Annotated in this window: 10 protein-coding genes and 1 riboswitch; of the genes, 8 read left to right on the forward strand and 2 right to left on the reverse strand. The window is 42.3% G+C overall.

Annotation, left to right across the window (positions count from 1 at the left end):
* Nucleotides 1-26: 26 nt before the first annotated feature.
* From QNH28_RS08135 to QNH28_RS08160, 6 genes are all read left to right on the forward strand, one after another.
* Nucleotides 27-863 carry a hypothetical protein gene (locus QNH28_RS08135; protein WP_283910928.1) on the forward strand — a complete coding sequence of 279 codons (837 nt, stop codon included), beginning with the start codon at nt 27-29 and terminating at the stop codon, nt 861-863.
* Complete coding sequence (locus tag QNH28_RS08140) at nt 863-2788, forward strand: Mbeg1-like protein (RefSeq protein WP_283910929.1); 1926 nt, start codon at nt 863-865, stop codon at nt 2786-2788. Before QNH28_RS08135 ends, QNH28_RS08140 begins: the two co-directional genes overlap by 1 nt.
* A gap of 41 nt (nt 2789-2829) precedes the next feature.
* The gene (locus QNH28_RS08145) at nt 2830-3684 is read left to right on the forward strand and encodes a copper amine oxidase N-terminal domain-containing protein (protein WP_283910930.1); all 855 of its coding nucleotides are present in this window, start codon (nt 2830-2832) and stop codon (nt 3682-3684) included.
* A gap of 47 nt (nt 3685-3731) precedes the next feature.
* Nucleotides 3732-6464 (forward strand): hypothetical protein, encoded by a 2733-nt coding sequence (locus QNH28_RS08150; RefSeq protein WP_283910931.1) that lies wholly within the window; start codon nt 3732-3734, stop codon nt 6462-6464.
* A gap of 265 nt (nt 6465-6729) precedes the next feature.
* Nucleotides 6730-7611: an ROK family protein gene (locus QNH28_RS08155; RefSeq protein WP_256989830.1), complete on the forward strand. Its 882-nt coding sequence runs from the start codon at nt 6730-6732 to the stop codon at nt 7609-7611.
* 211 nt (nt 7612-7822) lie between these two features.
* Entirely contained in the window at nt 7823-8839 is a 1017-nt protein-coding gene (locus tag QNH28_RS08160; protein ID WP_283912085.1) for an HRDC domain-containing protein, read from the forward strand.
* Between the two features lie 82 nt (nt 8840-8921).
* Here QNH28_RS08160 and corA read toward each other — a convergent pair whose 3' ends face one another.
* Nucleotides 8922-9857 (reverse strand): magnesium/cobalt transporter CorA, encoded by a 936-nt coding sequence (gene corA / locus QNH28_RS08165; protein WP_042125638.1) that lies wholly within the window; start codon nt 9855-9857, stop codon nt 8922-8924.
* Nucleotides 9858-9899: 42 nt separating this feature from the next.
* A complete protein-coding gene (locus QNH28_RS08170; protein ID WP_283910932.1) occupies nt 9900-10046 on the reverse strand; it encodes a hypothetical protein in 147 nt (48 codons plus the stop codon).
* 208 nt (nt 10047-10254) lie between these two features.
* Nucleotides 10255-10385: riboswitch (SAM riboswitch) on the forward strand.
* A 114-nt stretch (nt 10386-10499) separates the two neighbouring features.
* Here QNH28_RS08170 and metA point away from each other — a divergent pair.
* Together metA and QNH28_RS08180 are read left to right on the forward strand one after the other, a co-directional pair.
* Nucleotides 10500-11420 carry a homoserine O-acetyltransferase MetA gene (gene metA / locus QNH28_RS08175; RefSeq protein WP_283910933.1) on the forward strand — a complete coding sequence of 307 codons (921 nt, stop codon included), beginning with the start codon at nt 10500-10502 and terminating at the stop codon, nt 11418-11420.
* Between the two features lie 36 nt (nt 11421-11456).
* Nucleotides 11457-12629 (forward strand): aminotransferase class I/II-fold pyridoxal phosphate-dependent enzyme, encoded by a 1173-nt coding sequence (locus tag QNH28_RS08180; RefSeq protein WP_283910934.1) that lies wholly within the window; start codon nt 11457-11459, stop codon nt 12627-12629.
* Nucleotides 12630-12654 lie beyond the last annotated feature (25 nt).

Below are 12654 nucleotides of genomic sequence, written 5' to 3' on the forward strand. Positions count from 1 at the left end.
CGCCATCTAAAAGGAGTGAAGCCAGCATGAAAAAGATTTTTACAAGGAAGGTGTTGACTCTGATGTTGATATTATCAATGTTCAGCTTTATGGGCTGTGGATCCGGGTCCAGAGATGAGAAAGCGGAAAAGAAAATTTTAAGTTTTATGCAGGAAAAGTATGGTGAGGAATTTGTTCTTGATGGCATAGGCGGCGGCTGGGGAACGATGAACAACAATACGTTGAAGGCGATCGTTAAGCCTAAAAAGGACGAAACGATTAAAGTAAAGGTAGAAATTACGAAGGATCTTGAAAAGGTATATGACAAATATCTAAATCAGGTAGTTGCAAAAAATGACGAACCAACAATTCAAGAAATGGCTGCGAGTATTTGGCCAGACAGCAAGATTACCATTGCTAATGATACTGGGCTTGTTTATCCCGAACATAGCGATACGAAGATGTCCTATGAGCAATTTTTAAAGTTATACCCAACGAATACACTTGTAATTATGATCTATCTTAATAGTGAAAACTATATCAATAGTAAAGGTAATATGGATCAAAAATCAGAAATTGAAAAGTACATGGCTCTTGCCAGAATGCTACAGGAAAAAGGATACGTTAGTAGTGATATATCAATAGGCTATCTAACTCCTGAGGCCTATGAACGATTTGATGAACTCAAAAAAACTGAGGACAATATCTCACAATTTTATAGTGATGAAACTCGAAAAACAGGAGTCATTAACATAGTAACGGTGAGTGGATATAGTTTAGGGACAGATGGACAGATTAAAGAGTCGCGAGAAGAGATAGAAGAGTTTTTCAATAAATGGAAAGAGAATAGGTTAAAAAGCTTTGAACAAAGAGGGGGATTGTAATGGCTGATCCTGATAATATTTCAGAGGTTGAGTTAAAGCAAATCTCGCAGCTAGTATATTTAGATATACTAGATATTGAAACACTGAACTCAAAATACCTGAAAGGTTTCAATAATATTACACTCGGCGAAGTTCTCATTTTCTACTCCTCTCCCGAAGGTCAGCAACAATTAAAAGAACGCTTTCCTGACGATCTTAACGGAGTCAAAGAATACGAGCAGTGGAATGATCTCATAGAGCAGATGAATAAACCTCCATATCAGAATTGGGAAATCTCCAATATCGTCTCTCATAATAAAAAAGAGGAATCTGGCTTTGTTGCATTTACAGTGGATACCAAGAACGGGGCGAAGGTAGCTGCGTTCCGGGGCAGTGAACCTATGGATAACCCACTTTACCTTAATGACTGGAAAAACAATGGAACAACTGCATATGCTATTGAATCTTTACAACAAGCGGAAGCTAAAGAATATATGGATAATTTCAATATAGATGGGAGTTATGAATTATATCTGAGCGGGCATTCGCTGGGTGGCAACCTGGCTTTATATTCTTCCTTTATTCTGCCGGAGGATCTGCGTAAATATCTCGTTTCGGCTTCAACCTTCAATGCTCCGGGATTTAATGGAGACGTGCTAGATAGGTTCAAATCGAATATTGATGAAATGAATGAAAACGGACAAATCAAAGAGTTCAGGAATAAAAATGACATCGTTCCGGCTTTATTTCAAAATCCTTCGGCAGGTATTTATATTGATACAAAATCGGAAGGAGCTGCCAGCCTTGCTCATCACTCTCTGTTTTCACTGGAGATCGCTGGGAACAATGTGACCTTTCAACGTTCAGATTCACAGACTCGGGCTTTGGTTCCTAACCTTGTGCATAATATTACAGTGGGTCTGGAAATTGTGCCGGGCCCTCTAAAGGAAGCGTTGGTCGAAGGGGTTTTTAAAGTACTGGATGGGGAAGTGGATCTACGGCCATTAGCGTTCGCAGGAATAGCTGTAGTTGGTCTTTTTATGGTGACTGTTGGACCTGTTGCAGTTGTTACTGCAGCGATTGCTGCAGCTTTAGCTACGCTCGTTGTCACTATAAAAGCTCTGATTGCGCTTTATGTGATCGGTTTTGTAATTGACAGTGTGATTCCTTGGATTGAGCAAAAGGTGGAGGACATTAAGGAGAGAGTGGTCTCCTTTTATAATCAAAGCGTAGAATTTGTAACGAATATGGTGACAGAAGCTGTCCGAGTAACTAATCTGATCGGTGATAAAATTGCAGAGTTTTCACAAAAGGTAAAGCACGCAGTCTCTGATTTTATGACAAAAATGAAAGATGGTTTCAATCGTTTTGTAGAGAACACCATTCAATATATTGAAGCTCAAAAGGAATATTGGATTAGTGTAAAAGACAAAGCAATGAAGAAAATGGGGGATATTTTCCAAAGTGTAAAATCTAAAATTAAGAAAACCAAGGATGAATTTATCGCTGGTGTACGCACGATTAGTGATTCAGCGATCAGCAAAGTCAAATCGACCGTAACGAAAACCATAACGAAGATTGCAGTTGCATCCGCTAGTGTCATTCAAGGAGCCAGGATCTTGGCGAATATGGATAAACTGGAGAGTCTACAGAAAAGTCTGGTGCGTAAGGAAGAGAGTATTGCTGAAGCCGTCGAGAGGATATTATCCATAGCTTCTGGAGTAAGCTCTAACGTGGGCAGAGCTTACAGTGAATCTTATGTTCAAGCTCAATTAAGAGAAGTTCAGCGTTTAAGCAACGAAGTCCGGACACAGAAAAGTCGTGTAACAACAGTGATAAATAGCAAAACTGCAGGCCTAAGATACACTGTAACAAAATATCGGGAGATTGAATCCAAAATTGTTGCAGCTGCCCGTGCAAGTACCACTACAATACACTTGAACTAATTATATCAGGAATAGAAAACTAAATTGAGAGGAGCAGTTATATGAAAAAATTAATGAGTTCGCTAGTTGTATTGCTAATGGTAGCCCTGTTTTCTTCGAATTTCTCTGGTTTAGCAGCAAGTCTTCCTTTGAGGGTGATAGTAAATGGAGAAAAAGTTAATTTTCCAGACGCTCAGCCTTTTATCGATGCGCAGCAAAGAGTTCAGCTGCCCGTTCGTTTTATAAGTGAAGCCCTCGGAGCTAAGGTGTTATGGGACAGTAAGGCTAAAAAAGCGACGATTTCGCTTGACGGAAAAACAATGGGTGTCTATATCGGGAAAAAGAGTTATGAGCTCAATGGAAAAACGAAACAAATGGATACGGCTGCACTGTTCAAACAGTCAAGAACTTTTGTCCCGCTTCGATTTGTCTATGAAGGACTCGGTGTAAATGTGAAATGGGATGATGCCGTGAAGACGGTTTACATCACCACTCCGGGAAATGAGCCCCCTCCAAGCAGCCAGCCAACAACTTCAACAGAACCTAAAGAGGCAGTAGTGCTTGGATTTAAGATTCCGTATACCGAAATGGGACCGAGTCTTGATCCGGCTTATGTATCTGAATCAAAAATGGTAGTAACTGCTTATGAAAAAGTATTAACTGGCTATGTTGATATGGAATTCACTATTAGTTTTACTCAAAATGGCGCAGATCCAGTTCAAGCTATGAATGAGACAGAAGCCATTCTTCGCCAACAAATTGAGAGCAATGTTGTGGATTCTATCATGAGTTATGTTCGAAGTAAAAAACAAAGAAGTGATGCATTACCATATAAGCTGTTTGAGGCTAAAAATTATAAAATTGATGTTGTCTCTCCGGGGATGGACGATATAGGAATAGGATTATACAAAAAATAAGCTAAAAAGTAGAAGAGGTAGATATCATTAATAGAATAGGTGACTATATGAAAAAATCATTATGGCTTAGTGTAATCACAATATTAATTTTTCAATCGCTAGCATCTTCTGTCTTTTCGGCTCAGTCGAGTGATGATGCAGGTAATAATGTTCCGAAAACTACTGCTGAAGTGATTGAGAATATTAATGAGGATATGGATCTTCTATACGGACTAGCTAATTATTATCCTGCCCAAACAACATTTGGAACGTTAAGAACAGAGCTGATTCAGAAAAACTTAGATAACAATACTTATAATTTCGATATGGTTTATGGGCAGAGCCATGGACCTGTGCTCGTCCATAAGAACAATATGTATGCTTATTCTGGATATACGGTTACGGGAGATTCCGTATCTACTGAAGGAGCCCCCTGGTATGCTGGGTGGAGTGGCACAAAAATTCAGGATTTCAACATGATTGAGATGCCATGGCAAAATCCCGCTGTGCGAACCAGCTATGGTATCAAAGGAAATAAATTTGACAGATATATAGATACGAATAACGAATATCTAATGCAATCAAATGGATCTTTTGAACAATCCATAATTACAGGACTTAACGAGGATTACGCAGGCAAAACGTATGAGAAATTTATGTACAACAATCAAAATAGCACACTCAAAGACAAACCTGTCTACACACTGAATGCCACCCCATCCAAAGGTGGGAAATGGATAGATTATGTACACGTCTTACAGCCGCCTACCTATCTGTCATGGGGATCAGGCAGGATTTACATCCAGGGCTCGGATGGAAGTATTACTTACTTAGGCATTTCTATTGCTCCTTTTATTTTGCAGGCAAATGACCTATCCCCTCATATTGAAACCATGCCGACCGGCGCGGTAGCGGGACAAGAGGTAACCGTCGGGATCAGACTCAGATCTAGCTTCGCTATCGAGAAAACGACAGATTACGCATGGAAGATCACGAGTAACGGGAAAGAGATCCCTGTAAAATATCACGGACATGCATCAACGTTAGCAGGTGAAATTACGCTTGCGGCTAATATGGCGGACAAGATTCTTTACGCGACATTTACAATGCCTGAGGAAGATGCATACATCCAGTTTAATCTGAATAGGCAGAAGTCACCTAAGGAAGTCATGTACGGAAATAATGAGCTTTACGGATGGATTAAGAAGGTCTCCGCGATGCCAACAACCAAAGGCTCCTTTGATCTGGATTATAATGTGTTATCAAAAAAAGTGAAATTTGGTTTGGCCGATGGCGCTGCTATAAAAGCTGTTTTACAGCCGCCATATGCTGATTTTACTTGGAGTGGGAATGCTACAGGCGCCTTGGAAGTAACCAATAATTCGGATACTATCTATCGTTATTTCCGAGTGGAAAACAATCCGGTCGTAGACGATGCTGCTAGTACAATAGTAAGAAAACCTAACATTATTGCTAGTTTACAGCGCCCTGATTTCGGTGATGATCCGGTTAACGGTAAGTGGTATATTAACCCTGCTCCTTACACACCCAATCAAAAGTCAGGTAATATCAGTTTCCAAGGTACCGTGAGCAGGAATTATACCCGTGATTATCAGGTATGCAGCACCAGTAAGAACGCAGAAGGCAAGGATGTTGAAACCTGTAAAACATATACGGAGAGCGGCAATACTTCGGCTCCATTTACACCAGGTGAGGACGAAAGAACCATTCGGACCTATATTTATAACGGGCTCGAACAAATCGCACCGAAGCTGTACAAGAATTCAATAGACAAGAACAAAGCGGATTCTTTGATCAGAAAGCTTCTCTGGACAAGCGAGCCTTACAATTATAATGTGATCCGCTGGATGGCTCATGAAGATGAGAATGAGATCTTGCAGGATTGGACGAAAGTAAAGGGTAAATTCGAGCGGATCTTTACACAGCAGGCAAGCGGAGATATCGGCTGGAAAATAGAGAATAGCATGGCTCAAGCTTATAAGAAAGCCAGAGCTACCGCCAAAAAAATGCTAAATAACAAATCTGATTACGATACTGCCGTGTTTGCAACCGATAAACAGCTGCAAGGATATGATTATCCGATTAAATCGGGGTATTATTTTAACCCTATTGGCACCTATACCTTTACGCTAGAGACGGTTACGTTTAAGGACACGGATAAAGACACGAAGGATCATAAGGATCTTGTTGAAGACCTTACAAATTCTTTCCGATATGAGACAGATCTTATGTATATTAATAATGATAAGGTTGCGGTTAATCTGCGGAATGAACCTCTAAGCAAAAGCGGAAATAACTTTGCAAGAAAGTCAGCAGCTTTATCGGTAGAGAATAACACCGGTGTAAATAATGCGAAATTGCTGACGGTTGAGAACAGCTTTACTAAAGAGGTGGAAGAGATTCCATATTCCCAGGATAGAGAAGATGATAAAGGCACCTATGAATTCTGGAAGAATATACTAGAGGGTTACTCGCAGTCTAGCACACTGGGAAGCTTCAACAATTTCAAATACCGTGAATATGTGGGCTTGAATCAGCATATGTACAAGATCACGGAGAAGTCTACGGTGACGATTACGATTAATAAAGACCATATTCCTGTTTATACTACAGCTGAAATGCCAGACGGCAAGTACTATGTCAAGGCTTGGCTGGCAGACGTGGAACTATCCAAGAGCACCAATGCATACAAATCACTGGGCAAGCTGGTCGGTATAAAGCCGCTGGATCAGATTGAGGTTACGGTAAAGGGTTCCATGTTCGATGATCTGAATAACTAAAGGTCAGACACCCTTCATGCAAAGATGCATGGAGGGTGTTTTGTTAAAAATATAAGAACGTATAAGTTTCACGTTATACATTATCCTTATATTTCTCGATTAAACGCTTAGCGTCATTGTAAGGACGCCGAAGGTGTTTATACTTATTGTGATAGCGCTTCATTCGACGTATAATTAGGGCTGGTGATTGCTTTTTTTAATGATATTATTCATTTGTGTATGGGTAGCGTGTTAACTTCTAACTAGAGAAAGGGAGATAATTGCTGTGAAGCTATTGGGAGCGATTGAAGCAGGCGGAACAAAGTTTGTATGTGGGATTGGTTATGAGGATGGTACCATTGTTGATCGAGTAAGCTTTCCGACAACAACACCAGAAGAAACGATGGGACTAGTAATTGATTATTTTAAAGAGAAGAATGTGGAAGCTTTCGGAATCGGATCTTTTGGACCGATTGATCCCGTGCTGGACAGCCCTACTTATGGTTACATAACAACGACACCAAAACCTCATTGGGGACAATATAATCTGGTAGGCACTATGGCAGAGCAATTTAACGTTCCGATCGGCTTTGACACGGATGTGAATGGTGCGGCGCTTGCGGAGAGTAAATGGGGAGCGGCTAAAGGTCTGGACAGCTGCCTTTATATTACGGTTGGGACAGGCATTGGAGCGGGAGCAGTGGTAGGCGGCCAGATGGTCCATGGATTGTCTCATCCTGAGATGGGACATATTCTAGTTCGTAGACATCCAGAGGATACATTCGAGGGCTACTGTCCATATCATGGGGATTGCCTTGAAGGTTTAGCTGCAGGTCCGGGAATCGGTAAACGCTGGGGACAACCGGCAGGCGAGCTACCAGTGGACCATCCGGCATGGGAGATGGAAGCTCACTATCTTGCGCATGCACTCATGAACTATGTGCTGATTCTGTCTCCTCAAAAAATCGTAATGGGCGGTGGTGTCATGAAGCAAAGCCACCTGTTCCCGTTAATTCGTACTAAGCTGCAAGAGCTATTAAGCGGATATGTTCAGCATCCTTCGCTTAATGTCGACATCGATAATTATGTTGTCTCACCGGGTCTTGGAGACAATGCAGGACTTGCTGGAGCGATTGGACTGGCTACTTTAGCTCTAGCTAGAAGCTAGTATAAAAAGACATTGACTGTTCGGTAATATATGGTATTCTAGGATCTAACAGTATAGCATTTAATGAGGGAGCACCTCTTTCGCGTTTATCGTGAGAGAGGTGCTTTTTTGTGTTTCGGGGTTTGCCTGAGAAAGGATTCGTTCGCTCCGAAGGAGGCACTGCCCGGGAGGTTATTGTGCTTGCTGTAAGTTGAGAAAGGCAGGGATGAATATGCAAATTGTATTTATGAACCGGTTATCCAGAATATCTGGCGTGGATCAAGAGGTGTACGCCCAGCTGTGGATTGGAGAGGAAGAGGGAATCTGGAGTTTGGGCTGGCGTGATTTTTCAGGAGGGGAGAATTATGTCGAGAATTTATGGTATGAAGGTGGTTCTTGGAATGAAATGCTCTGTGTATACCGGCATGAGCTAGCGGTGAAGATGGGAGATGGCTATCGACCCTTAATAGATGGGATATTTCACGAGGAGGATAGTCTTACTGGACGTAATCAGGAGCAGCTGAAGCTTCAATATTACAGCGAGCAATATGGGAATGAGGCTATTTATGAGGAATTATGTGCTTGGCGGCGTGGAAAAGCTTCGAGTGAACGGAAGGCCCCTTATATACTCGCCAGCAATCGCGTGTTGCGCTTGTTAAGCACATTTCTACCGCATACGTCAGAGGAGCTGCTGCAAATTCCAGGTGTAGGAGAAGGCAAGGCAGCACAGTTTGGGCCTGATTGGCTAGCTATAACTTCTGCGGTGGCAAGGGAACATTCCTTTCCTCTGAATTGGGTACATGAGGTAATCGAAGAGGAATCTTTTGTATCTTGGCTTTATAAACAGAAAGAGGTCAAATATAAGAAGCAACTAGAAAGACTGCGCTTACGGCGGATAATGCTACAGGGGATCGAGAATGGACTAGGTTTGGAACAGCTTAAGGTGAATAGTGGAGTAAACCGGCGTGAACTGATTGAAGCAGTAGAGGAACTAGAAAGAGAAGGCTATTCCGTGGAGAAGCTGATTAATGTAGAGCTAAGCAATATGCCGCAGAATGAGCAGGAAGCGGTATGGAATGCCTATGTGGAGCTCGGGGATCTCTTCCTAAAACCGGTGCTACATAAGGTGTATGGTGAGGAATTTTCGACTGCTGAGGGATTGGATGTGTATTATGAGCGTCTGCGATTGATCCGCATCCGTTTCCGTCGAGAGCAAACGCATAAAGTGGGTATGGCGACTAGTTTTTAAATTTCCGCATATCAAAAAGACGAAGGCTACCTTATACCTTACGGTTACAGGGCCTTCGTCTTGCTTATTCGTCCGATTCGTTTCATAGCCATTCCTTCTTGCGGAATACATATAGCATCCCACAGCCTAACGTCAACATAACGCCTATAACGCCATAATAGCCGTATTTCGTATGAAGCTCAGGCATATGATCGAAGTTCATACCGTAGATACCGGTAATTACGGTCAGAGGCATGAATATCGTTGTGATTGCAGTAAACACTCTCATAATTTCATTCGCGCGGTTGGCGATACTGGATTGGTAGGCCTCTCGTAAGTTGCCCATGAGATCGCGGTACGTCTCAAAGGTTTCAGATATTTTAACCGCATTTTCATAAATGTCGCTAAAATATTTCTGCAGCTGATCATCAATCAGACGGAGGTCTTTTTTATTTAGGGTATTGATCACTTCTTTTTGTGGCCCCAGCATTTTCTTCAACCATAGAATTTCACTTCGCAGACCGATAATTTCGCTGAGATGTGATTTCTTGGTGTGCATGAGGATATCTTCTTCCAGCTTCTCAATCCGAGCTTCGATCCGGTCGCCGACGGAGAAATAGTTATCCACGACAAGGTCAATAAGTAAGTAAAGGAACATATCCGGTTCACTTACCTCTTGCTCCCAGAGCATAGGCTTCAGGATTCGAAGTTCATTGATCTTTTGTTTCGTTACTGTGATGATGTAATGTCTTCCAAGGAATACATTGAGCGCCCGCAGGAAAATTTCTTCATCATCAAAACGGATGCTATTTACAACTATAAAGTAGTGACTTTCGTATATTTCGATCTTTGGACGTTGATCCTCTTCACTAAGGCAATCCTCAACAGCAAGATCATGTAGGTTGAACAAGGGCTGAAGCAGCTCCAAATCCTCTACATCGGCGTCAATCCAATAGAACCCTTCCGTTGGGGGTGTTAGTGTTTCATCAATTTCATCAATAGGTGTAAAAACCCCTGCATTTACCAGCCGGATTTTCATCTGATTTCACTCCTCCTGTCCCCAGGTCTTCACCAGGGACTGCTAATTAAGCACAGAGAAAAAAATCAGCTTGGCCGGGGTTACAATCAATACATAAGGCCAAATGACGTTTCGAGGGCATGAAGAAGAACTGCTCCCGCCGCCGGCAAGCTGATGATTATCCTGTGTGGTTGTTCGTTCTGTACACATAATTGCGAGCTCGGGTCGCCTTCCATTCTTCTTCTCACCTCTTCTTTTCGTTCAGGTATGAAATACTTGTCTAGTATAACAACGGAGTATGCCTCTTTCAAGCAAATTTATTGTGATTTTGAGGCTTCTTCAGCATTGTATGGACTTGACGAAAAGGAGGTTCATGATTTAAAGTGAATTTTAAAGTAATTTAATTGAATACAGCTAAATCTTATCAAGAGCAGGTGGAGGGACTAGCCCTATGAAACCCGGCAACCGGCGTGTAAACGCACGGTGCTAATTCTTGCGGAATTTCTGTTGACGCCAAATCGTCTTCAGAATCATTCTGGCAGATGAGAGAGGCGCATATGACTGTAGATATGACCTTTCTCGATTTCTGAGGAAGGTCTTTTTATTGTTCAGCAAGCCGCAGTGCGGCAAAACAACTAAATTCAGCTAAGGAGTGGAAAGACAATGCCAATTAAAATTCCCGACAGTTTACCGGCGAAAGAAGTACTATCCGGAGAAAATATTTTTGTGATGGACGAAAGTCAGGCTTTCCATCAGGATATCCGTCCACTACGGATTGCTATTCTGAACCTCATGCCGACTAAAGAGACGACAGAGACTCAATTGCTGCGTTTAATTGGAAATTCGCCACTACAAGTGGATGTTACGTTATTGCATCCGCGTTCCCATATTTCCAAGAATACTTCTGCTGAACATTTGAAGAGCTTTTACAAAACCTTTGACGAGATCAGCCACCGCCGTTTGGATGGCCTAATCGTTACAGGTGCTCCTGTAGAGCAAATGGAATTCGAGGATGTATCGTATTGGGAAGAGCTGAAAGATATTTTTGAATGGAGCAAGGACAATGTGACTTCAACCATGCATATTTGTTGGGCGGCTCAGGCAGGCTTATATCATCATTTTGGTGTTCGTAAAGTGGCATTGCCTGAGAAATGCTTTGGTGTCTTCGCTCATACGATTAATCAAAATAACATTAAATTGTTGCGCGGCTTTGACGAGGTGTTCCATGTACCGCACTCCCGTCATACCGATGTCTCCCGTGAAGATATTGAGAATAATCCAGATCTGCAGATTCTGGCGGAATCCGAAGAAGCTGGTATGTATCTAGTGGCTACAAACGACGGTAAACAAATATTTGTGACCGGACATTCCGAATACGATCCTTTATCCTTGAAATGGGAATATGATCGTGATGTGTCCAGAGGGATGGAAATGGCTTTGCCTAAACATTACTTCCCTAAAGACGATCCAGACCGTACACCTCCAGCAGTGTGGCGGGCGCATGCCAATTTATTATTCTCTAACTGGCTCAATTACTATGTATATCAAGAAACGCCTTATGATATCGACCCCATTGTTTATTAATAACAGCGCTACAATATAAATTAGGAGGCATTAATCATGGATGACAAACTTAGGATTGAAAGTAGACTGGCTCAAATAGGTTCTCAAGAAGATCCAGCCACAGGAGCAATTAATTTTCCAATTTATAATGCAACGGCATTTCGTCATCCAAAACTCGGTCAGAGCACAGGGTTTGATTATAGCCGCACCAAGAGTCCAACCCGTTCAGTGCTTGAGAATGCAGCTGCGGAACTGGAATCTGGAGATGCAGGATTTGCTTGTAGCTCAGGAATGGCAGCTATACAAACGGTTCTTACCTTGTTCTCTCAAGGTGACCATCTGATCGTTTCACTGGATCTATATGGCGGTACCTATCGTTTGTTGGAACGAATTATGTCCAAGTTTGGAATCACTGCTTCTTATGTAGACACGAATGATTTGGATGCACTGGAAGCTACGCGTCGTCCAAATACGAAAGCTGTATTTATTGAAACGCCAACGAATCCACTTATGATGATCACGGATATTGAAGCTGTGTGCACCTGGGCTCGTCACCATGGGCTGCTTAGCATTGTAGATAATACGCTGCTGACCCCATTCTTTCAACGTCCTATAGAATTAGGTGCGGATATTGTAGTTCATAGTGCAACTAAATATTTGGGTGGTCATAATGATGTACTTGCAGGTCTAATTGTATCCAAGGGTGTAGAATTATCAGCCGAAATAGCTATTCTACATAACTCTATTGGCGCTGTACTCGGACCAACGGACAGTTATCAGTTGATGAGAGGCTTGAAGACGTTGGCTCTGCGTATGGAGCGTCACGAAAGCAATGCACTAGCGATTGCCCACTACTTGCTAGAGCATCCAGCGATTGCGGAAGTGTTCCATCCAGGATTGCCGGATCATCCAGGACATGAAATCCAGAATCGCCAATCTTCAGGCAATACCGGTATTTTTTCTTTCAAATTAAAAGATGCCAGATACGTAGAGCCGCTGCTTCGTCATATTCGTCTTATTGCATTCGCAGAGAGCCTTGGCGGTGTGGAGTCACTTATGACTTATCCTGCTGTACAAACGCATGCTGATATTCCTGTGGAGATTCGAAATGCTGTAGGTGTAGATGATCGTTTGCTACGCTTCTCCGTCGGTATTGAACATGCAGAGGATTTGATTGCTGATCTTGGCCAAGCACTGGAGGCTGCTAGGGCAGAAATTGAGTCCAAGTAATAAGAAGATATGTTCAATTGAGCGG

Source organism: Paenibacillus sp. G2S3 (assembly GCF_030123105.1).
Taxonomy (GTDB): Bacteria; Bacillota; Bacilli; order Paenibacillales; family Paenibacillaceae; genus Paenibacillus_AQ.